19 protein-coding genes, 3 tRNA genes and 2 pseudogenes are annotated in these 20,757 nt (G+C 54.1%); 13 read left to right on the top strand and 11 right to left on the bottom strand.

Going from position 1 to position 20,757, the window contains the following annotated elements; genetic code table 11:
• Window position 1: 1 nt before the first annotated feature.
• From MCON_RS03355 to MCON_RS03340, 4 genes are all read left to right on the top strand, one after another.
• The gene (locus MCON_RS03355; RefSeq protein ID WP_013718635.1) at window positions 2-1,045 is read left to right on the top strand and encodes a 3-methyl-2-oxobutanoate dehydrogenase subunit VorB; all 1,044 of its coding nucleotides are present in this window, start codon (window positions 2-4) and stop codon (window positions 1,043-1,045) included.
• On the top strand, window positions 1,046-2,491 hold the full coding sequence (locus tag MCON_RS03350) for a 2-oxoacid:acceptor oxidoreductase family protein (protein ID WP_013718634.1): 1,446 nt from the start codon (window positions 1,046-1,048) through the stop codon (window positions 2,489-2,491).
• A gap of 150 nt (window positions 2,492-2,641) precedes the next feature.
• Window positions 2,642-2,848, top strand: coding sequence for a DUF2281 domain-containing protein (locus MCON_RS03345; protein WP_013718633.1), 207 nt, complete (start codon window positions 2,642-2,644; stop codon window positions 2,846-2,848).
• Window positions 2,848-3,243 carry a type II toxin-antitoxin system VapC family toxin gene (locus tag MCON_RS03340; RefSeq protein ID WP_013718632.1) on the top strand — a complete coding sequence of 132 codons (396 nt, stop codon included), beginning with the start codon at window positions 2,848-2,850 and terminating at the stop codon, window positions 3,241-3,243. The genes MCON_RS03345 and MCON_RS03340 overlap by 1 nt, the downstream gene beginning before the upstream one ends.
• Here MCON_RS03340 and MCON_RS03335 read toward each other — a convergent pair.
• From MCON_RS03335 to MCON_RS03305, 7 genes are all read right to left on the bottom strand, one after another.
• Window positions 3,236-3,460 (bottom strand): hypothetical protein, encoded by a 225-nt coding sequence (locus MCON_RS03335; RefSeq protein ID WP_048131781.1) that lies wholly within the window; start codon window positions 3,458-3,460, stop codon window positions 3,236-3,238. The genes MCON_RS03340 and MCON_RS03335 overlap by 8 nt on opposite strands.
• A 16-nt stretch (window positions 3,461-3,476) precedes the next feature.
• Window positions 3,477-4,085: a CDP-alcohol phosphatidyltransferase family protein gene (locus MCON_RS03330; protein ID WP_013718631.1), complete on the bottom strand. Its 609-nt coding sequence runs from the start codon at window positions 4,083-4,085 to the stop codon at window positions 3,477-3,479.
• A 30-nt stretch (window positions 4,086-4,115) separates the two neighbouring features.
• Entirely contained in the window at window positions 4,116-5,324 is a 1,209-nt protein-coding gene (locus MCON_RS03325; protein WP_013718630.1) for an aminotransferase class I/II-fold pyridoxal phosphate-dependent enzyme, read from the bottom strand.
• Window positions 5,321-5,800, bottom strand: coding sequence for an Lrp/AsnC family transcriptional regulator (locus MCON_RS03320; protein WP_013718629.1), 480 nt, complete (start codon window positions 5,798-5,800; stop codon window positions 5,321-5,323). Before MCON_RS03320 ends, MCON_RS03325 begins: the two co-directional genes overlap by 4 nt.
• A gap of 430 nt (window positions 5,801-6,230) precedes the next feature.
• Window positions 6,231-6,305 (bottom strand) — tRNA-Thr (locus MCON_RS03315).
• 24 nt (window positions 6,306-6,329) lie between these two features.
• Entirely contained in the window at window positions 6,330-7,148 is an 819-nt protein-coding gene (locus MCON_RS03310) for a tRNA lysidine(34) synthetase (protein WP_157863655.1), read from the bottom strand.
• Between the two features lie 15 nt (window positions 7,149-7,163).
• Window positions 7,164-8,201, bottom strand: coding sequence for an mRNA surveillance protein pelota (locus tag MCON_RS03305; protein WP_013718627.1), 1,038 nt, complete (start codon window positions 8,199-8,201; stop codon window positions 7,164-7,166).
• 57 nt (window positions 8,202-8,258) lie between these two features.
• On the opposite strand from MCON_RS03305, the gene MCON_RS03300 reads away from it, so the two are divergent.
• A tRNA-Asn gene (locus MCON_RS03300) sits at window positions 8,259-8,346 on the top strand.
• Between the two features lie 9 nt (window positions 8,347-8,355).
• Window positions 8,356-8,430, top strand: a tRNA-Ile gene (locus tag MCON_RS03295).
• Window positions 8,431-8,517: 87 nt separating this feature from the next.
• Here MCON_RS03295 and MCON_RS03290 read toward each other — a convergent pair.
• Entirely contained in the window at window positions 8,518-10,818 is a 2,301-nt protein-coding gene (locus tag MCON_RS03290; protein WP_013718626.1) for a DNA topoisomerase I, read from the bottom strand.
• 719 nt (window positions 10,819-11,537) lie between these two features.
• On the opposite strand from MCON_RS03290, the gene mcrB reads away from it, so the two are divergent.
• Genes mcrB through mcrA form a run of 4 tightly spaced genes read left to right on the top strand, consistent with a single transcriptional unit; the run spans window position 11,538 to window position 15,819 of the window.
• Complete coding sequence (mcrB, locus tag MCON_RS03285) at window positions 11,538-12,842, top strand: coenzyme-B sulfoethylthiotransferase subunit beta (RefSeq protein WP_013718625.1); 1,305 nt, start codon at window positions 11,538-11,540, stop codon at window positions 12,840-12,842.
• Window positions 12,843-12,851: 9 nt separating this feature from the next.
• Entirely contained in the window at window positions 12,852-13,355 is a 504-nt protein-coding gene (gene mcrD / locus MCON_RS03280) for a methyl-coenzyme M reductase operon protein D (protein WP_013718624.1), read from the top strand.
• Between the two features lie 2 nt (window positions 13,356-13,357).
• Window positions 13,358-14,125 (top strand): coenzyme-B sulfoethylthiotransferase subunit gamma, encoded by a 768-nt coding sequence (gene mcrG / locus MCON_RS03275; RefSeq protein WP_013718623.1) that lies wholly within the window; start codon window positions 13,358-13,360, stop codon window positions 14,123-14,125.
• A 14-nt stretch (window positions 14,126-14,139) separates the two neighbouring features.
• Window positions 14,140-15,819 (top strand): coenzyme-B sulfoethylthiotransferase subunit alpha, encoded by a 1,680-nt coding sequence (gene mcrA / locus MCON_RS03270; protein ID WP_013718622.1) that lies wholly within the window; start codon window positions 14,140-14,142, stop codon window positions 15,817-15,819.
• Between the two features lie 69 nt (window positions 15,820-15,888).
• Here the strand turns inward: mcrA and MCON_RS03265 are convergent, their stop codons facing one another.
• The 3 genes from MCON_RS03265 to MCON_RS03255 all read right to left on the bottom strand — a co-directional run bounded on the left by MCON_RS03265 (window position 15,889) and on the right by MCON_RS03255 (window position 18,791).
• Window positions 15,889-17,184, bottom strand: coding sequence for a methyl-coenzyme M reductase glutamine C-methyltransferase (locus MCON_RS03265; RefSeq protein ID WP_048131780.1), 1,296 nt, complete (start codon window positions 17,182-17,184; stop codon window positions 15,889-15,891).
• A 304-nt stretch (window positions 17,185-17,488) separates the two neighbouring features.
• Window positions 17,489-18,160: a hypothetical protein gene (locus MCON_RS03260; RefSeq protein ID WP_157863654.1), complete on the bottom strand. Its 672-nt coding sequence runs from the start codon at window positions 18,158-18,160 to the stop codon at window positions 17,489-17,491.
• A 355-nt stretch (window positions 18,161-18,515) separates the two neighbouring features.
• The gene (locus tag MCON_RS03255) at window positions 18,516-18,791 is read right to left on the bottom strand and encodes a hypothetical protein (protein ID WP_013718619.1); all 276 of its coding nucleotides are present in this window, start codon (window positions 18,789-18,791) and stop codon (window positions 18,516-18,518) included.
• A 263-nt stretch (window positions 18,792-19,054) separates the two neighbouring features.
• Here MCON_RS03255 and tnpA point away from each other — a divergent pair, with 263 nt between their 5' ends.
• The 3 genes and pseudogenes from tnpA to MCON_RS15525 form a co-directional block, all read left to right on the top strand.
• On the top strand, window positions 19,055-19,465 hold the full coding sequence (gene tnpA, locus MCON_RS03250) for an IS200/IS605 family transposase (RefSeq protein WP_048131778.1): 411 nt from the start codon (window positions 19,055-19,057) through the stop codon (window positions 19,463-19,465).
• 1 nt (window position 19,466) lies between these two features.
• Window positions 19,467-20,294, top strand: a pseudogene (locus MCON_RS03245) (RNA-guided endonuclease InsQ/TnpB family protein); the annotation flags it as partial.
• 165 nt (window positions 20,295-20,459) lie between these two features.
• Window positions 20,460-20,735, top strand: a pseudogene (locus MCON_RS15525) (RNA-guided endonuclease InsQ/TnpB family protein); the annotation flags it as partial.
• Between the last annotated feature and the right edge of the window lie 22 nt (window positions 20,736-20,757).

The raw sequence follows: 20,757 nt of genomic DNA, 5'->3' as shown, positions 1-20,757 counted from the left end.
AATGGCATCTGGATTAATGGCGGGGAACAGTGCAGTGATCGTGGGAGCGCTCTATGCAGGATGCGACTGCTTCTTCGGCTATCCCATAACTCCGGCCAGCGAGATATTGCAGGAGGCCTCCAAATTCTTCCCTCTGGTGGGCCGCAAGTTCGTCCAGGCGGAATCGGAGGAAGCAGCGATCAACATGGTCTATGGGGCTGCGACTGCCGGCCACCGGGTGCTGGCCGCCAGCTCCGGGCCGGGAATGAGCCTGAAGCAGGAGGGAATAACATACATCGCCGGAGCGCAGCTGCCCTGCGTTATCGTGGACATCTGCCGGGCGGGGCCGGGCTTGGGCAACATCGGTCCAGAGCAGTCCGACTACAATCAGGCCTGTAAGGGAGGAGGCCACGGCTGCTACCACAACATTGTCCTCGCTCCAGCCAGCGTGCAGGAGATGTGCGACTTCACTCGCAAGGGCTTCGACCTGGCCTTCAAGTACAGAAATCCGGTGATCATCCTGGCGGACGGAGTTCTGGGGCATATGGTCGAGCCCCTCCAGTTTCCCCAGGAGGCAATAGAGCATACCATTGATACCACCTGGGCGGTGGCAGGCAGGGCGGAGACCAGAGGAAATCTGGTTACATCCATCTCTTTGGACTTCGGCGACCTGGAGAAGCATAACCTGATCTTGCAGGAGAAGTACCGCCAGGTGGAGGAGAACGAGGTTTTGTGGGATGGATACCGGCTGGAGGATGCGGATGTGGTCTTAGTCTCCTACGGCATCAGCAGCCGGATCGCCCGATCGGCGGTGGACAGTGCCAGAAAGGAGGGAATCCGGGCGGGGCTCTTCCGGCCCATAACCCTCTATCCATTCCCCACGGAGCAGATCGCCAAGCTTGCCGATAGGGGCTGCAAGTTCATATCGGTGGAGATGAGCAACGGCCAGATGCGAGATGATATTCGCCTTGCCAGCGGCTGCCGGCCGGTGGAGCTTGTCTGCCGTTACGGAGGAAATCTGATCAACATCGACGAGATCATGGATAAAATCAGGGAGGTGGCATAAATGGCGGCAAAAGAGAAGCTGTTTGGCGGGCATCCGGGAATGTACGACGTCTTCCCGCGCAAGGGTGGGTCTGCTCCTACCGCCACTCATTACTGTCCGGGCTGCGGGCATGGCATACTGCATAAGCTGATCGGCGAGGCCATGGCCGACCTGGGAATTCAGGACCGGTGCGTTGTGATCAGTCCCGTGGGGTGTGCTGTATTCGCTTACTATTATCTGGATTCGGGACACGTGCAGGCCGCTCACGGCAGGGCTCCAGCCATAGCCACAGGCATCTCCCGGGCAGAGGATGATGCCATAGTCATCTCCTATCAGGGGGACGGAGATCTGGCCTCCATCGGCCTGAACGAGACCATCCAGGCGGCCAACCGGGGGGAGAAGCTGGCGGTCTTCTTCGTCAATAACACCGTCTACGGCATGACCGGCGGCCAGATGGCTCCCACCACACTGATCGGCGAGATCACATCCACCACCCCCCAGGGGCGCGACCCCCAGGAGCAGGGCTATCCCATTCATATCTGCGAGATACTGGATACCCTCAGCGCCCCGGTATTCATCGAGAGGGCGAGCCTCTCGGATATCGAGCACATTCGCAAGGCCAGGAGGGCGGTGAGACGGGCGCTGGAGGTTCAGCGAGATAAAAAAGGCTATGCCTTTGTGGAGCTCCTCAGCCCCTGTCCCACCATTCTGAGGATGGATGCCCGGGGATGCGCCCGGTTCATCAACGAGCAGATGGAAAAGGAGTTTCCCTTGAAGAGATTCCGGGACAGGTCGGCTGAAGCAGAGCCCATCATCAGGCCGAACAGCGACTACACCCTGCAGTCCCTGGACAGGATCTTCGGCTGCGAGGATAATGTATGTGTCCAGTTCGAGAATGATCCGGAGTTCGTGCCCAAAGGGGTGAAGATCGCTGGGTTCGGCGGGCAGGGGGTGCTCAGCATGGGGCTGGCCCTGGCCCAGGCGGCCTTCGGATGCGGTCGGTTCGTCTCCTGGTATCCGGATTACGGGCCCGAGCAGAGGGGCGGGACATCCAACTGCTCGGTGATCATCTCAGGAGTGCCCATCGGCTCGCCGGTGGTGGACCATCCCGATGTGCTGGTGGCTTTCAACCGCCCATCTCTGGAAAAGTTCGCCCCTACGGTCAAGAAAGGGGGGGTGATCTTATACGACTCTCTGGCCGGCCAGTTTCAGGCTCCGGAAGGAGTAAAAGCCATATCCGTGCCTGCAACTGAGATCGCTGCGGACAAGGGGGCCAGTATGGCCGCCAACACGGCCATGCTGGGGGCCTTGATGCAGGCCGGAAAACTGGGTCTGCCGAAAGATGCCTATGGGGACGCCTTCCGCGTTACCTTTGCCAAGAAGCCCAAGCTCATACCCAAGAACCTGGAGATCATGGAGGCGGGAGCGCAGGCAGTCAAGGTGCTGGAGATGGCGGCAAGGAAGTAAGCAGTACCTTGGGCAAGATCGAAGAGATCCACTTAATGGGCTGGTGGATTTCATTCTCTTTTTTTTGATGGGGCAAAAAGCCCGTTTCATGATCGTTATATTAATCTCAAAAGAGGTTAATGTCATACTCAAGCAAAGGATGTCATCTCTATGTCTGAGCTGGAAGAAATAATCAAAGAGCTGCCTCCTGATTTACATCAAGAGGTTGTCGATTTCGCAAGGTTCCTGATGGAGAAACGAGGCCCAAAGCGGAAAGGTCGGATGAAGCTGGAGTGGAGGGGCGCTTTGCAGGATATGAAAGATGAGTACACATCAGTAGAGCTCCAGCACAAGATTCTGGAGTGGAGAGGGGATTGATGTACCTGCTGGATACCAATATTCTACTGGAACTGCTACTTAACCAAAAGAAAGCGGATGAGGTAGAACGGCTTCTTTTGGAAACACCTCCCGAGATGCTCTCCGTATCGGAGTTCACAATAGATTCAATTGGTGTTATTTTGATACGTCGCATCATGCATGATATCTTCCTAAAAGCGATGGAGGATATGCTCTTGGTGGGAGGTATTCGGCTAATGCGGATCGGCCCAGAAGATATGCAAAGAGTTGTTCTGGCATCAAGAAGATTCAAACTCGATTATGATGATGCTTATCAATATGCTCTGGCGGAAAAATATAATTTAATCATTGTGAGTTTTGATAGCGATTTTGACAGAACAGAGCGAGGAAAGTTAAAGCCTTCTGATATTAGATAATGGGGTCGGCAGTGAGGCGATCAGCTCCCGCGGATTGATCCACGGTCATCGGGCTGCCCAGAGCCATGGAGGCAAAGACCAGCACCATGAAGAGATTTCCCAGAATCGAGCTGGTGAGGAAAGCCAAGACCAGCTGGATCTGCCCGGCGCGGATGGCGGAAAGGATGATTATCAGGAAGAGCTGGAGCAGTAGCAGTCCGCATTGGATAGTCTTCAAGACATTGGCTTTGAGGCTAGGATTTTGCTCTCAGGGCAAACCGGATCCTCTGCAGGGCAGTGGCATTGGCCAGTAATGCGGTCAAAGCTATGACCGCCATCAGCCACTGGATGTCAAACAGGCCCAGAAACATCCCGAAATAGAGCAGCATGAGCCTCTCCAGCCTCTCGAGGAGACCTCCCATCCTCTTCAGCTCCCCCGGGTCTTTCACAATCCCCCGGTGGTCGGCATAGGCCCGGACAAAGCTGGTCATGAGCCCGCCAAATATCAGGAGCACTATCCAGACCTCATTGGGAAGGCCAAAAAACTCCCCTCGTCCAATATAAATGAGCAGCCCCAGGTAGAGCATCAGCTCCACATACCTGTCAACCACCCCATCGATATAGGCCCCTTTGTCGCTGACCTGATTGGTGACCCGGGCAACCGTCCCGTCCACGATATCGATGAAGGCAGATAGGGCGAACATGGCCAGGCCCAGGGCGAGCTGGTGCATGACCAGGGCCACCAGGCCTGCCAGTGCCGGCACCAGGGAGATTAGGGTCCAGGCATTGGGACTGAGTCCTATTGCTGCCAGGCCTCCTGCCAGGCGGTCGGTCTTCTCCGATCGAAGGGTGGCTTTGAGCATGTCTTTTTCTTCCTCTTTTCCTCTTTGCTCTCACAGGCTCTTGATGAATATCTCCATCCGGTCCAGCGCCTCTATCAGCTCCTCTCTGCTGGTGGCATAGCTGCAGCGCAAAAATCCCTCTCCGCTCTCGCCGAAGACATTGCCCGGGACTACCGCCACCTTCTGCTCGTATAATAGCCTTTCCGCAAACTCCTCTGAGGAGAGGCCAAACCTCTGGACTGAGGGGAAGGCATAAAATGCCCCCTTGGGCTCGAAGCAGTCCAGGCCAATGCGGTTTAATCCTGAGACGAAAAGGCGCCTGCGCAGGTCATACTCATGCCTCATGTGCAGCATCTCGTCCTTGCCCGATTGCATGGCTTCGAGGGCTGCCACCTGAGCCATGGTGGGGGCACAGAGCATGGTGTATTGATGGATCTTGGTCATCGCACCGACCAGCGCCGGGTCTCCCATCGCATAGCCTATCCGCCAGCCAGTCATGGCATGCGACTTGGAGAGGCCATTCAAGATGAGGGTCCTCTCCTTCATACCCTCCAGCTGGGCGAAGCTGATATGGCTTTTGGAATAGGTTAATTCTGCATAGACCTCATCGGATATCACTATCAGGTCGTTTTCCACCACCACATCAGCCAGGTCCTCCAGGTCCGAGCGGGTCATTATAGCTCCGGTGGGGTTGTTGGGATAGCTCAAGAGAAGGCTGCGGGTCTTCTCGGTCACTCTTCTGGCGACATCCTCCGCCTGGACTCGAAACTCATTCTCCAGCCGGGTGGGGACCGTCTTTGGCACTCCACCGGCCAGGATGATGTCCGGAGTATAAGCCACATAACAGGGCTCGGGAACCACCGCTTCCTCGCCGGGGTTCAGAGTCGCCCGGAAGGCCAGGTCCACCGCCTCGCTCACTCCAGTGGTGATGAGGATCTCCTCATTGCAGTCGAAGTCGATCCCCATATCCCTGCTGACCTCCTGACAGATGGCCTCCCTCAACTCGGGCATGCCTTTATTGGAGGTGTAATGGGTGTTTCCCAGTTCCAGTGAGTAGATGCAGGCCTCGCGCACATGCCAGGGCGTGACGAAGTCTGGCTCGCCCACTCCCAGGGAGATCGCACCTTTCATCTCGCTCACCAGGTCGAAGAACTTGCGTATCCCGGAGGGAGGCATATCCCTTACCGACTGATTGATGTGATCTTTTGCATTCCAGGGGAGGACATTCTTGAGGCGCTGCTTTTTTGTCTGCTGCTTCATGGAGTTATCACCAGTCTCTCGGGCTTGGGCTGCTCAGTGAGGATAGCCCCATGCTCCTTATAGCTCTTGAGTATGAAATGGGTGCAGGTGGACTGGACACCATCCAGGGGGGCGATCTTCTCCGCCACAAAATAGGCGATATCCTTCATGGATTTGCCCCGCACGGTAACGGACAGGTCGTGGCCTCCGGAGATCAGCCGCACTGACTCCACCTCCGAGAACCTGGCGATCCTCTCTGCCACTGCATCGTAGCCCGTCTTTCTCTGCAGAGCTACCTTCAGCTCCAGGACGGCGAAGACGACGCTCTGGTCGAGCTTCTCCCAGTTGATCAGAGTGATGTATTTCCTTATTATTCCTGCATCCTCCATCTCTTTGATCTCCCGGGCCACCTCCTCCTCGGATTTGCCCAGCAGCGCTGCGATCTCGGAAGGTGTTGCCTTGGCGTTTTCGTAAAGGATCTCCAAAATCTCGTGCATGAAATTCTCTCTTTTCCCTCTCTATTCAATTATAGGCTTTGCGCTTGCGGCCATAATAGGGATAATCATATACTATCGAAAGTTATTAATACTCTTATTACAACTGTATTAATATGAAACAAATGAAATGCCCCAAATGCCATTATGCATGGGAGACGCGGGTTAGCCGACCGAAGGCCTGTCCCAGATGTAAGACCAGACTGGATGTGAGAAGGACGAAGAAGGCTTAAGTGGATATTTCTGCCCAATATCCATATCCCTGGATTGAAAGGCGGCTCGCAAAATTTGAGCCAAGCCTATCTATTTTATCCAGGGGAAGGATAGAGCCCCTCGGATGGGGAGGGGAAATCAGACTTGATTGTTTTTCTTGTCTTCTTAATTATTTTAGGATTAAATCCTTATTTGCTCGACTTTAAATTTTTTAAAGAAAAGCCCCGAGCGTGATTCGAACACGCGACCTATTGATTACAAGTCAATCGCTCTGGACCAGCTGAGCTACCGAGGCACACCTCTCGGTTGTTTTTCATCATCACTTAAAGGCTTTGCTCCTCTGGGATCCAGATCGATCCGATCTCTCTTTATCCAGCTTCTCCAGGCTGCGCAACAGGGAATACTTCGTTCCCGGATGGCGGGAGTCAAAGCGGCAGAGCTCTTGCCTTGCCTCTTTATGCAGCTCGTCCTCTAATCTCATCTCGGCAAAGCACAGACCATGCTGGAGGGCATAGAGCCGGACCTCCTTGCCGGGTATTCGCCGCAATGGCTGGATGGTGGGGATCATTCCCTGCTCATATCCCTCCTGCCTCGTCTCCTGCCGTCCATATTGCAGCCCACAGATATTCCCCTCCAGATAGCTTATGAATACCTCCGTGGCCATATCGTCCAGGTCATGGCCGGTGGCAATAGCGTTCGCTCCCATCTCCCTCGCGAGTCCGGTCATCATCCTCATCTTTTGAGCAAAGCTGATTGGATCTGGGGCTGGATCGCTCGCCACCCTCTCATTCAGGAGCGATACAGGCAGAGCTTTGATGGACACGCGCAGCCCTAGCTGCTGGGAGGCGATCCAGGCCGACTTCGCGCCAGGGCCGTGGTCATCGAGGATCAGGAGGGCGAGGTCGATATCCCTTCGCCTCGCGAACAGCTCCTTTATGATATTGGCCATAACTGCGCTGCCCTTTCCTCCATCCATGGCCAGAGCCAGTCTCAGGCCGTGGGCAAAGAGCCCGGTCTGGCGAATTGTCTCCCTTACCTTTCGGTGGACATCATCATCAAAGTGAGATTGGCATAGATGCATTCCTGAGTACTTCTGATAGATTACGGCAGGCATAGGACACTTGCAGCATCTGGTCATTTCATCCCCCTTTGATCATGCTATCTTGAACCTGAGCAATGCCGCCACTCCGCCCAAAGAGGCCAGCCTATCCCCGGGCTCAAACTCAGAGCTGAATACGATCACCTTGCCGCGGGAATTGCCTACCTGTCGCATGATATCGTCCACATCACCCCGGCGGGCGAATTCGTCCAAGACCAGCAGGCTCTCTATGGCTCCGTAATTCATCGCCTTCTGCACCTCGGCGATGCCGTAGGCCGCTTTGCCGCCCGTAGCGATCTCCCTGAATAGCTCCTCGATCAGCTTTGCCTCCCTGGCTATGCGGCTGGACTCAAGGACGCTTTTCACCGCTCCCCGGCGGAGCACCTCCTGGAAGCCCGATCTGCCAATTGAGGAGGCATCGTCCATGGCGATCCTCCCCGCCAGGTCGGGGTAAGAGGAGTCTATCACCTTCTTCAGGTCGTCCTTGGCAAATCCCGGGCCAGCGAGGATCACGTCTGCTCCCCCTCCGGCGGCGTTATCTATGGCCTCGGCCACCCCTCTCATAAACGAGGCCCGGGTGTCCTCGCCGCTCCCTTTGCCGCTGCTCATGCGAATCTCTGCTGCCATCTGCACCCCGAACTGGCGGAGAAGGCCTATAGTGGCCTCTCCCTCCTCCACCAGGGCCAGCACCACCTTGGGCCGTTGCGATTCTTTCACCGCATCATCTATGCGCGCCAGGAGGTCTGGCCTCCAGTGATATTTGAGTATGGACAGGTCCGTTCCCACCTCGATATTAAGGGTGTGGTACGATCCCACATCCATGCCCGATACTATGCGTCCATGCAGCCGCAGCCAGTTGGAGTACATGTGAAACTCTACATCTTCTATCTTGACGCCCAGGCGTACCGTCTTTCTCTCCATCTTCTCCGGCCTGGCCTTGTCAGCAATCGCTGGAACCTTTCTCTGGCTCAGGGCGAATACCAGGTCTCCCCTCTCCACTAAGTGGCGCAGGTGCCACAGGTCATCCAGGGACTCGGGAAGAAGGGCGATCTCGCCCTCCTCGCCACGCAGATCTTTCTTCAGGACGCGCATAGGATATCCTCTCTAATCAAAAGGCTTAAATCATTGTGCATCCAGGGTGGTGGTCGAGCCGCCATAACTCAGATGGTAGAGTGTCTGGCTGTTAATTGAATAAGCAGCAACCAGAATGTCACAGGTTCGAGCCCTGTTGGCGGCGCATTCCTCTGGGCCTGTAGCTTAGTCCGGTTAGAGCGCTCGGCTCATAACCGAGTGGCCGCCGGTTCAAATCCGGCCAGGCCCATGCTGGCAACTATAGCCATCTTGGCCTTTCCTGAATTTCATATCTTTGAAAAGCCGAAAAAATTGGTGATGAGGGATATAGCGCGTCTCAGCTCAGGGCTTTGGCAGCGCTCTTCCAGGCGGCGATCTTCTTCTCGGACAGGCCGGTCTTGGCGGCGAGGCTCTTGGCATTGGCACCTGCCAGCTCTCCAGATGTCTTGATCCCTGCCGATGCCAGCTTTTCCAGGGTCTTGGGGCCAATTCCCGGCAATCTGGCGAGCCCATCGCCATCTGCATTGGATGGCCCGCTGGCCTTCTTGGCAGCTTTGGCCCCTGATCCCCTGACCGTCTTCTTTGCCGGCCGCGCTTTTGCCCCTTTTCCTTCCCCGCTCTCCTTGCCCTCCGCCAACTCCAGAGCCTTCTTCGCCTGCCAGTCCAAGAAGTTGCAGTGGGGGCAGCCCAGATCCCAGGGCCTCTTGCCCTTGTTTATGATGCGGATATGAAACATGCCGTGCTTCTCACAGACCTTATCCGTTACCACTACTGCCCCCGACCTGGGGAGCGGGAGGGTGAATCTGCATTCCGGATAGCCGGAGCAGCCGATAAAGCGCGATCCCCGGTGGCCGCGCCTGATTATCAGCTCGGAATTGCACTTCTCGCAGGTCCCCACGATCTTGTCTGTCCTCAGGCCGTCCTTGAGCGACTGGCCTATGTCCTCTTGGTTGCAGCTCAGCTCGTCGAAGACACTGGTGAGCATGACCCTTGACTCCTCTATCACCTCATCCTCCTTGATCTTCTGCTCGGAGATCTGGGTCATGTCCTTCTCCAGGGTCTGGGTCATCTCCGGTTTGGTGATGGTGGGAGCGTACTTCTGCAGGGTGTCCACCACGGCATAAGCGGTGTTTGTGGGCCGCATGGGATTGCCCTGCACATAAGCGCGGGCATAGAGCTTGCTGATGATATCATGGCGGGTGGACTTGGTCCCCAGGCCCAGCTCGTCCATCAGCTTGATCAGCTTTCCCTGGCCGTATCTGGCCGGTGGCTGAGTCTCTTTGGCCTCGACGCTGTGGCCCAAGACCCGGAGGCGTTCGCCCTCTTTCAGGGCGGGCAGGATGCGCTCTTCAGCTTTGCTGTAGGGATAGTAGTACCTCCATCCCGGTTCCACCAGCCGGGCACCGCTCGCCCTGAAGGGCTCGGGGCCGATGTCCACCTTGAGGCTGGTGGCATCCCAGACACAGGATTCGGCTAAGGTGGCGAAGAAGCGGCGCACCACCAGCTCATATATCTTCCACTGCTCCTCCTTCAGCTCGCTCTTATTGACAGGAGCGGTGGGGTAGATAGGAGGATGATCTGTGGTCGACCTCTTGCCCCGGGTGGGCACCATCTTTCCTCCGAGGAGCTTTTCCGCTTCTTTGGAGAATTCGCCCTTGAGGAACAGACGGGTGAGGGCGACCAGGTCGATGGATGGGGGATAGACGGTATTGTCCGTCCTGGGGTAGGATATGAATCCGTTGACGTAGAGCCATTCGGCTATCCGCATGGCGTTGGCCGCTGAAAAGCCGATTCCACTGGCTGCGGAGATGAAGCTGGTGGTGTCAAAGGGTGCTGGGGGCTTCTCGACGCGCGGCTTTGTCTGGATGGAGCGGATGATGCCCACCGGGCCCAGACGGGCCACGATAGAATCAACCTCATCCTTCTCCCAGATGCGGCCCCGGGCATGCTGGACGCGCAGATCACGTTCCAGGTCAGCATATATCTCCCAGTATGGCTTGGGGACAAAGGACTGGATCTCCTTCTCTCGATCGACGATCAGGGCCAGGGTGGGTGATTGGACCCTCCCCACGGAGAGAAACTCTTTGCCCAGACGGCCGGAGGTGAGAGATATATATCGGGTTAAGGCTGCTCCCCAGACTAGGTCTATGATCTGTCTGGCCTCTCCAGAGGCTGCCAGGTCGTAGTCCACCTTGCCGGCGTTCTTGAAGGCCTTGAGGATCTCATCCTTGACGATGGCGCTGTAGCGGACCCGGTCCTCCCTAAGGCGAGGGTTTGCCTCCTTTGCGATCTTCAGGGCTTCCACTCCGATGAGCTCTCCCTCCCGATCGTAGTCCGTGGCCACAGTGATGCGATCGGCTTCCTTTCCCAGGGAGCGCAGGGCATTGACGATCTTGTCATTGATGGGACGGACGACTATCTCCGCCCTGATCAGTTCTTTGCAATCCACCTTCTGCCAGTTGTTGTATCCAGGAGGATAGTCCACTCCCACGATGTGGCCGGATAGGCCCATCACCACCTTATCATCGAACTTGAAGGCCTCAACCCCACCTATCCGGTAAGGTCGGGGCTTATTGCCCGATAGGATTTGGGCAATCCTTTTTGCAGCATCGTGCTTCTCCGCTATTATGAGATGCATTCCTCAAAGGCAAAACATGGCATCGATTTAAATTTTTCTGTAAAAAAAATCGCTCCGATCGGTCAATCGTTCTCACCAGGTGGGCTATTATTCCTATCATTCTGAATCTGAGATTTTCGTAGTCTGGTATTCTGTATATTATTTAATAATGAAGTTTATTGGTCCAACTGACACGATTATTCTACAAATTTTAACTTTTATTATTTCGATATACCTCAATAAAATCGCTTTTGACCGGCGGTATACTCTCTCATGAAGATCAATTCGAATACCTATGTGAAATTGAACTTAGATCAATTATTTTAAAAGCATATATCTATTTATCGATAGCTGAAATAATATTCCTTCATCGGATCACCACTACCAGCAATCGCGATACAAGAAAAGAGGAAAGGTTTCCTTTGAATGCCGTGGAGGGGCCACATGTCAAGAAGCATAGAATTGCACAATTAAAGAGATATATTTTAATAAAAATTAATTTAAAAAAATTTTCGTTTATATCTACTCAAAGTCCACAGATTCATATAATATAATAAGTAATAATAATACCACGCAAAACCTTTAAGTATCAATGATGCAATGGGGAAAAAGGCGGGAGATTGTAACGAACTGCGAGGATGCTGGGTATGATACCTTTTAGACTTGGCGGTCATGCCATCGCTCCAGTATCATCCTTCGTTTCGGTCTTGCTGCTAAAAAGGTAAAGGAGGATAAAGAACGTGTCTGATAAGATAGACCTATATAGCGACCGCGGAGTTCTTTTGAAGAGCGACGTCGACCTGAGCGCCGTCAGCCCTCTCAAGAACGCGGCCATGCAGAGACTTATTTCTCTCACAAAGCGAACTGTAGCCGTCAATCTGGCCGGCGTCGAAGGTGCCTTGAAGACTGGAAAGGTAGCCGGAGGCCGCAGGCAGATCAAGGGACGGGAGCTCAATTACGATGTTGTTGCCAATGCAGGTGCCCTGGCTGAGAAGATCAAAACTCTGCTCCAGGTTGCCCCCGGCGACGATACTAATGTGCAGATCCTCGGCGGCGGCAAGCAGCTGCTCGTCCAGGTCCCCACCGCCAGGGTCAACGCTGCCTCTGAGTTCGTCGTGGGACTGACCGGCGCCGCATCGGCCACGGTTGAGGCTCTGATCCAGCAGTTCAAGGTAGGCATCGTCGAGGCTCCAATGGTCCACGCCTCCGTCTGGGGCGAGTACCCGCAGACAGTGGGCATGAACGGTGGAAATGTAGCTTCTGTTCTGAATATCCCCCAGAACGATGAGGGTCTGGGATTCGCACTCAGGAACGTCATGGCCAACCACCTGGCAATGATCACCAAGAGGAACGCCATGAACGCAGCTGCTCTTGCCTCTATCTACGAGCAGATCGGTGAGATGGAGATGGGCAATGCCATGGGCATATTCGAGCGCCATCAGCTCCTGGGCATGGCATACCAGGGCCTGAACGCCAACAACATGGTCTATGAGACCGTCAAGGCGAACGGCAAGACTGGAACCATCGGCACTGTAGTGCAGAGCATAGTGGGCAAGGCCCTTGAGGACAAGGTCATCAAGGCCGGCAAGAAGCTGCCCTCTGGCTATGTCATGTATGAGGCCAACGATGTATCCAAGTGGAACGCCTACGCCGCAGCAGGCGTTCTGGCAGCCACCATGGTCAACTGCGGCTCCCTCAGAGGCGCCCAGGCTGTGTCCTCAACACTGCTTTACTTCAACGATATCATCGAGAAGGAGACCGCCTTGCCCGGATGCGACTTCGGCAGGGTAATGGGAACTGCCGTCGGCTTCTCGTTCTTCAGCCACTCCATCTATGGCGGCGGCGGCCCCGGTGTGTTCAACGGCAACCACGTGGTAACCAGGCACTCCAGAGGATTTGCCATACCCTGCGTGGCTGCAGCAGTAGCGCTAGATGCCGGCACCCAGATGTTCACTCCTGAGATGACATCCGGACTGGTAGGCGCCATATACGGAGAGATCAAAGAATTCCGTGAGCCGATCGTATCGGTTGCGGAGGCTGTATAAGGCGGAATAATGGTCACTCCATCAGGCACGGAATCGATACAGGTCGAGATAACACCACAGAGATATCTCATGCCTGCTACGGCTCAGAAGCTGCTGAACGCGATCTATGAGAATGGGGGGATAACCAGGATAATGATCCATGGTCCCAACCTGCCCCGGACAATTCCCTACGGTCCAGGCAAAGGCACCCCCATCGATGAGCATAAAGATCTGCTGATAGAGGTAGCTGGACAGGTTTTCGAGTTAGGCGTGAAGGTTGGAAGGGTGAGGCTGGAGCTGGAGAGCGAAAAATACATGCCCGGCCTCGAGGCAGCGTGTGAGCGAGCGCTTCCCTTTTCCTTTCAGATCAAACGCGGCAGGTTCTTCCGCAACAGTCCCACTCTTTCGGACTATGCCAAATATGGCGATGTGGAGGACAAGAGACTCCTGGGGCTGATCGATCCCAAGGCCAGGAAGGAAAAGCTGGCCATTCTGTCTGAAGTTAAAGTGACTATGGAAGATGAGGAGAGATAATTATGGCATACACACCACAATTTTATCCCGGAAGCACCTCTGTTGGCATCAACAGAAGAAAGCACATGTCCGGCAATGTCGAGAAGCTAAGAGATATCCCTGAGGCGGATGTCGTAGCCGTCATGGGCCATAGAGCCCCCGGCGCAGATTACTCCAGCACTCACCCACCCCTCAAGGAGATGGGCGAGCCAGACTGCCCCATAAGGCAGATCGTGGCACCCACCGCAGGTGCTGCCGCAGGTGACCGCGTCAGGTACTCTCAGTGGACAGACTCCATGTACTTCGCCCCCTCTATCCCCTACTTCAGGTCCTATTGGGGAGCAATCAACTGCAAGGGCTGCGATCCAGGCACCCTGTCCGGCAGGCAGATCATCGAGGCCAGGGAGAGAGATATTGAGGATTACACCAAGGCCCAGTACGATAGCGAGATGACCGATGTCGCCCTCTGTTCCATGAGGGGCTGCACTGTGCACGGCCACTCCCTGAGGCTGGAAGAGAACGGCATGCAGTTCGATATGCTGGCCAGGACCGAGCTGGGCAGCGATGGAAACGTCTACGGTGTCAAGGACCAGGTAGGTATCCCTCTGGACAAGAAGGTAAACCTGGGCAAGCCCATGTCCGAGGCCGAGGCCAAGAAGAGAACCACCATCTTCAGGTTCGATGGTGTACCCATGGGTGGAAAGGTCGGCGCCAGACAGTTCGACGAGGCCATCGAGATGACCCACCACATGTGGGAGCGCAGAAGCAAGTGGGGCTACAGGCCGGAGTAAGAGGGGTGATTTAAATGGCAGTTAAGCACACTAAGAAGCTATTCGTTAAGGCTCTGAACAAGAAGTTCGGAAAGGATTTCGATCTGGCCAGCCAGAAGGTCGAGTACAAGAGGCTAGGCCCTGAACAGAACGCCCGCAAGCGGGAGTTCATGGAGTACGCCAAGAAGCTCGAGGGCAAGCGCGGCATGACCGGCTACAACCCCTATGTCCACGCTGGCGGCATTCCTCTTGGACAGAGGCAGCTCGTGCCCTACAAGCTCTCATCCACTGAGTATGTGGTAGAGGGCGACGACCTGCACTTCGTTAACAATCCAGCCATGCAGCAGTTCTGGGATGATATCAGGAGGACCATTGTGGTCGGCCTGGACATGGCCCATGAGGTGCTGCAGAAGAGGTTGGGCAAGGAAGTCACACCCGAGACCATCAACAACTACCTGGAGATCCTCAACCACGCCATGCCCGGCGCAGCCGTGGTTCAGGAGCACATGGTGGAGACCCACCCCGGCCTGGTAGATGACTGCAACGTTCGTGTCTTCTCCGGTGACGATGCCCTGGCTGATGAGATCGATGACCAGTACAAGATCGACATCAACAAGATGTTCCCCGAGGATCAGGCTGAGACCCTCAAGGCCGCTATCGGCAAGACCACCTGGCAGGCCATCCACGTCCCGACAATCGTCGTCAGGACCTGCGACGGCGGCACCACATCCAGATGGAGCGCCATGCAGCTGTGTATGACCTTCATCGATGCCTACAACATGTGCGCCGGTGAGGCCGCTGTGGCCGACCTGGCCTATGCTGCTAAGCATGCTGCAGTCCTGCAGATGTCCGATATGCTGCCCGCAAGGCGCGCTCGCGGACCCAACAACCCCGGCGGCATTTCCTTCGGCTTCATGTCCGATATGGTCCAGACCTCCAGGGTAAAGCCCCAGGATCCAGTATATGTATCCCTGAACGTGGTCGCCGCAGGCTCCATGTTCTATGATCAGATCTGGCTGGGAAGCTACATGTCCGGCGGTGTCGGTTTCACCCAGTACGCTACTGCTGCCTACACCAACGATGTCCTGGATGACTTCTCCTATTATGGTGTGGACTACGCCAACGACAAGTTCGGCGGATTCGCCAAGGCACCCGCGACCATCGATGTCGCCAAGGAGCTGGCCACTGAGGTCACTCTGTACGGCATTGAGCAGTACGAGGCCTTCCCCACCCTGCTTGAGGATCACTTCGGCGGGTCCCAGAGGGCAGCCGTTCTGGCAGCCGCTTCCGGTATCACCTCCGCCATCGCCACTGGTCACTCCCAGATCGGCCTGGCCGGCTGGTATCTCTCCATGCTCCTGCACAAGGAAGCCTGGGGCAGACTGGGATTCTTCGGCTACGACCTGCAGGATCAGTGCGGTCCAACCAATGTGTTCTCTTACCAGTCAGACGAGGGCAACCCATTGGAGCTGAGAGGCGCCAACTACCCGAACTACGCCATGAACGTGGGCCACCAGGGCGAGTACGCAGGCATCACCAGCGCCGCACATGCCGGCCGCATGGACGCCTTCGCTGTGAACCCATTGATCAAGGTCACCTTCGCCAACCCCGGATTGGTCTTCGACTTTGCCAACGTCCGCGATTGCTTCGGCAAGGGCGGTGCACGCGAGTTCCGCGCTGCAGGCGAGAGATCCTTGGTTATGCCCGCTGTGTAGGTCAATCGACCTACGCACCATTTTTCTTTTTTTTATCACGCGAAAAAAAGCTTTTAATATATAATAAGATTAATGGGGAAGTACATCCCGGTATTTTTCCAGGAGCTCAATGACCCTCTTGATATCCCTGCCCTGGCCCCGGCTCTCGTCCAGATAGGCATTGTAAAGATCCTGGCTCAGCGCTCTGGGAACAGGCTTGCATCCCTCTCCTTGCAGCATCAGCTCAAAGCAGCGCGCTTCCGCCTCGGAGAGCCGGAGGGCCTGATACTCTCCCTGATGCTCCTGGTAGAGTGCCAGCACATCTTTTGGCATATCCAGGACCTGCGCAGACAGTGGGGTTCCGGGGATGGGCTCGGCTATGCTTACAAACACATCATCCAGCATCGACTCCTCTACGAAGCTCATCGTCTCCTCAAAGTCCTCCCGGGTCTCCCCGGGATAGCCCACAATGAAGCTGCCTCCTACCTTCACTCCCAGGCTCTTGGCAAGCTCCACTGCCCGGAGGTTATCCTCCACTGTGACCCCTTTTCTCATCGCCCTGAGGATCCTGTCGCTCCCGCTCTCCAGGCCGAAGAATACCCAGCCGATGGTATAGTCGCGAACCGCCTCCAGCACTGTCTCGTCCACCAGATCCACCCTCATGTCCGGCACGGATAAATTCCTCTTGCCCAGGATCTGGGAGAGGGAACGGATCATCTCCACAAAAGCCTCTCGATTGATCTTATTGCGATAGCCGAAGAGAGATCCCGTGCCCCCGCTTATGGCTACCCGTTTCACGCCCAGGCGCTTCATCTCCTTCACCTCATCCACGATATTCTCGATGCTCCGGCTTCTGATGCTCCGGCCGAAGAAGCGAGGGACCTGGCAGAAGGTGCAGCTTCCCAGGCATCCTCGGTGGGTCTCGATGTAGACGTTGGCTCCTCGGACGTTTTGCTGGCCCAGGTCATCTGGAATCAGGGGAAGGATATGGTCCAAGGAGCCGACGGGCTCTGGGGGCGACTTTATGATCTCTCCCTGATGACGATAGGCTACGCCTGCCAGCCCCTCCGGCCCGTTCTCTACTAGCGGGGCCACTATATCCTCACCCTCACCGCTGACCACCGCTTTGGGATTCAGCTCACCCAAGACCATCTCCGGGCAGAGGCTCACCGGACCTCCCACGCAAACATTCCCTCTTTCAGCCACAAAATCTCGGATCTTTGGGTCGAGGAGCTGAAGGGTGGAGAAGAGGCTGAGGAGGACTGATTCACCTCGGGACTCCAGCTTTCTGGTGATCTTTATATCATGCCCTCTGTCCCTCAGCACCCCGCCCAAAACCAGGGAGCCGTAGGTGTATGTTCCCGGTGATACAATGTCTATCATCATCTGCAATCCCTGCTGGCCTGCCAAATCAGAAAAAACCATGCCCGCTCAAGATATAAATCCGCTTGCCAGAGCTGGCTGGCAGAGAGAATGGATAGGTCATGAGCAAATCGATATCAAATAAAAAAAGGGCTCCTCGCTATTTGGTATGGGTGGACTTGAATCGGAAATCCTCTGTGTCTCTATGCTTCCGTGGTGAACCGCGATGCACTGACCTAACCACAAAGATACAGAGGAACAGAGGCTATATTCTCTGCCGGACCTCACCCAATAATTCAGCGAAGAGCCTTATCCTTATTCTCTGCCTTTATGCCTGAGCCAGAACATCTATGATGAGCACATTGCTTGGCTGGCTTTCTATTATGAAGTAGAGCATATGCCTTCCGATCTCATTTGCCTGGAAGTTCATGCTGTTGTAGCCCTGGCCGAATTGATATGTGCTGAACTTCGAGCTGGTGGTATCCGTCTGCACCATCTCATAGAAGCCTGCGGTTCCCGCAGCCGGGGCGTGGGCGATCAGCTGCAACCAGGTTCCCGTGGGGCATATCACATACTGGGTCCAGTTGGACTCTCCCTGGATCCATAGGTCGTTGGTCTGCGATTGCACCGATGCTGAGTACTGAGAGAATGGCAATCCTGCACCGCTACCATAGTAAACGCTTGAAGGGGATTTCTCTGCGATATCATATCTTGCTGGATTGCTTATGATCCCGCTGCCGGCAGCAGTCCCCACGGCTGAGCCAAGGGCTGTATAGTACTCCTTATAGGGAGTGAAGGTGGTAGCTGGTGCTGCTTGCTTATAAAAGCTGGAATCGGAGCTGTACCATGGCAGATTGACTGGCCGATCCAACCACTGAAGCATGCCGGATATACCTGGGTCGGCCATGGAACGATCACCGCTGGCGACATATCCCCCTTCCAGGAAATCCGCCTGTCCAGATGCAGTGCTGAGAAGCAGGCATGCGGCAAGCGCTGCCATGCAAATTAAAATTACGTTATTCTTTTCATATGGCATATAATCACCTATGACAAGAAATGCGCCCTCCTTCGTATCATTTTCGCTCGTGCCTTGATATGCTCTTTTCCAGACGGCGGATGCAGTTAAGGAGGGTGGGCCGACACATTTGTCCTGGGAGGATGATCCTTTCAGCATTTGAAATTGTGCCGGCTTTTATTCGATTGTGTCTGGCTACAACACCGCCTGCGTGAGGCCTAATTAAGAGCTAATACGACTAAATATTTAATGATTTTGGTCGATCTGCGCTGGAGATGGGCCTTGCAGTCAAGCCAAAAAAGATAGGAAATATCGATTGCGAGCCCAGAATAAGCGGGCTCTATCTGAACAGCTCTTTAACGACCTCGGTCAATATAGGGCCGGACTGGTCTATCACTGAGGCCTCGTATAGCCATCCCTTGTGCTCAGGGAGAGAACCGGTTACCATAATGGCTTTGCCTTCGTATTCAGCCAGATTTATCTCATGTGATGCTACCAACTCCTCAGCTATGGATGCCGGCTTCATTATTCGTGTAAGCCTGACGGTGCAGCATTGAGGGCGGGGCAACAAAATCGAGAATCTGCCACCCTCTACTATGCCCAGAAATTTGTCCATTTTCGAAACCTCCTTGGAAAATTATCTATGCTTTTTGACAGTATAACAATTAGCTTTATCAATTAAATATCTTGTGACTCAGAAAGAAAATTAAGGGTTGCTGCCCCAGAAAAGAGGATGGACCGACACATCCCCCTCTCTATCCGAGCTCCTTTTTTTTTTAGGACGAACTCAGGGCTAATCCCCGCTTTTTCAAAGGCGGGATACAGCCCGTGCCTACCGATAGATATATATGTATATGGTCACCATATGTATAGTTCAGTATGAATAAACAAGGGCATTGGATACGCGCAAGAGGATGCGTCTATAATGTGTATTACCACTTCGTATGGTCAACAAAGTATCGAAGGAAGGTTCTTATTGGCTCAATCGCCGAAGACCTTCATTGGTTGCATGAATTGATAGCAAAGCAGAAGGGTATTACATTGATCAATCAGGAGATTATGCCCGATCACGTTCACCTCTTTGTGACGGCTCATCCTATATTTGCTCCTGCCAACATTGCCAAGATCTTCAAAGGCATTACGGCAAAGAAGCTCTTTGAAAAGCATCCTGAACTAAGAGATCAGCTTTGGGATGGACATCTCTGGAATCCGTCTTATTATGTTGGCACCTGTGGAGATGCGACCAAAGATGTAATAGAACGCTATGTAGAGATGCAAAAGGTGAAGTGATTTGCTGAAGGTGCTTCGCTATAGGATCTATCCTACAAAATCTCAGAGAACCAAGATGGATGACGCCTTGGAGCTTTGCAGATGGACCTATAACGAAGTAATAGCCATCAGGATGAACGCTTACGAGCAAGAAAGCAAATCTCTCTCCTATTACGATACCAAGAAGCTTTTGCCAGGATGGAAAGAAGAAAAGCCCGAATTGAAGGAAGTCCATTCTCAGGTTCTACAGGAAGTCGTCAAAAGAGTTGATTTGGCCTATCAAGCCTTCTTCCGAAGAGTCAAGGCAGGAGAAAACCCAGGATATCCCAGGTTCAAGGGCTATGGCAGGTACGATAGCTTCACCTATACTCAATCAGGCTTTTCCCTGAAGCCTGGCAAACTATGGTTATCCAAGATCGGAGATATCAAGATCAAGCTTCATAGAGCTGTAGATGGAGAAATCCAGAGGCTTAATATCAGAAGAATGCCTACTGGGAAATGGTTTGTATCCTTCCTGGTTGAAGTTGAACCAGATGAACCTCTTCCTAAGACGGGATTATCAATAGGCGTTGATGTGGGTTTAAAAAGCTTCATCACCCTATCCAATGGCGAGCAGGTAGATAATCCAAGATTCTTTGTTCATGAAGAAAATGCTCTGGCAAAGGCTCAGAGAAAGCTATCAAATGCAGAAAAAGGAACACCGGAAAGGGCTAGAGCCTTAAAAGTGGTTCATAGGGTTCATGAAAGAATTACCAACAAGAGGGATGATTTTGTTCAAAAGCTCTCCATATCTCTGGTTAAATCCTATGACTTGATAGCCTTCGAAGACTTGAATATCAAGGGCATGGTCAAGAAGGCTCTTCGCTGAAATATGTGGGTGAGTTAAGGCAGGGAATATGGTCTTTTGTTCCTCTGCGCCTCTGTGGTTGGGTCAGAGCATCGCGGTTCACCACAGAGGCGAAAAGATACAGGGAATTTCCGATTCAAGTTCACCCATTCCAAATAGCGAGGAGCCGTCAAGAATCATTGTCTTGCAAAGCATATTACAGATGCTGCTTGGAACAAACTGATAACTACCACGTCTTACAAGGCAGAATGGGCCGGTAAACGTGTCGAACTAGTGAATCCCAATGGCACATCTCAAATATGCTCTGGTTGCGGTCAAGTGGTTCAAAAAGATCTATCAGAAAGAGTCCACAGATGTTCTTTCTGTGGTCTGACTCTGGACAGGGACCATAACGCCGCTATAAACATTCTCAGACTGGGGCTACAGTCTGTGGCGAAAGCCTAGATGCTCGCCAATTTATTGGTGG

It is taken from the genome of Methanothrix soehngenii GP6 (genome assembly GCF_000204415.1).
Taxonomy (GTDB): Archaea; Halobacteriota; Methanosarcinia; order Methanotrichales; family Methanotrichaceae; genus Methanothrix; species Methanothrix soehngenii.
This window is presented reverse-complemented; position numbering and strand designations above follow the sequence as displayed.

Bases quoted from the DNA above. Each gene is read 5' to 3' on its own strand.
- MCON_RS03355 (WP_013718635.1), top strand. From the start codon at position 2: ATGGCATCTGGATTAATGGCGGGGAACAGTGCAGTGATCGTGGGAGCG.
- MCON_RS03350 (WP_013718634.1), top strand. From the start codon at position 1,046: ATGGCGGCAAAAGAGAAGCTGTTTGGCGGGCATCCGGGAATGTACGAC.
- MCON_RS03345 (WP_013718633.1), top strand. From the start codon at position 2,642: ATGTCTGAGCTGGAAGAAATAATCAAAGAGCTGCCTCCTGATTTACAT.
- MCON_RS03340 (WP_013718632.1), top strand. From the start codon at position 2,848: ATGTACCTGCTGGATACCAATATTCTACTGGAACTGCTACTTAACCAA.
- MCON_RS03330 (WP_013718631.1), bottom strand. From the start codon at position 4,085: ATGCTCAAAGCCACCCTTCGATCGGAGAAGACCGACCGCCTGGCAGGA.
- MCON_RS03325 (WP_013718630.1), bottom strand. From the start codon at position 5,324: ATGAAGCAGCAGACAAAAAAGCAGCGCCTCAAGAATGTCCTCCCCTGG.
- MCON_RS03320 (WP_013718629.1), bottom strand. From the start codon at position 5,800: ATGCACGAGATTTTGGAGATCCTTTACGAAAACGCCAAGGCAACACCT.
- MCON_RS03310 (WP_157863655.1), bottom strand. From the start codon at position 7,148: ATGACCAGATGCTGCAAGTGTCCTATGCCTGCCGTAATCTATCAGAAG.
- MCON_RS03305 (WP_013718627.1), bottom strand. From the start codon at position 8,201: ATGCGCGTCCTGAAGAAAGATCTGCGTGGCGAGGAGGGCGAGATCGCC.
- MCON_RS03290 (WP_013718626.1), bottom strand. From the start codon at position 10,818: ATGCATCTCATAATAGCGGAGAAGCACGATGCTGCAAAAAGGATTGCC.
- mcrD (WP_013718624.1), top strand. From the start codon at position 12,852: ATGGTCACTCCATCAGGCACGGAATCGATACAGGTCGAGATAACACCA.
- mcrG (WP_013718623.1), top strand. From the start codon at position 13,358: ATGGCATACACACCACAATTTTATCCCGGAAGCACCTCTGTTGGCATC.
- mcrA (WP_013718622.1), top strand. From the start codon at position 14,140: ATGGCAGTTAAGCACACTAAGAAGCTATTCGTTAAGGCTCTGAACAAG.
- MCON_RS03265 (WP_048131780.1), bottom strand. From the start codon at position 17,184: ATGATGATAGACATTGTATCACCGGGAACATACACCTACGGCTCCCTG.
- MCON_RS03260 (WP_157863654.1), bottom strand. From the start codon at position 18,160: ATGGCAGCGCTTGCCGCATGCCTGCTTCTCAGCACTGCATCTGGACAG.
- MCON_RS03255 (WP_013718619.1), bottom strand. From the start codon at position 18,791: ATGGACAAATTTCTGGGCATAGTAGAGGGTGGCAGATTCTCGATTTTG.
- tnpA (WP_048131778.1), top strand. From the start codon at position 19,055: ATGAATAAACAAGGGCATTGGATACGCGCAAGAGGATGCGTCTATAAT.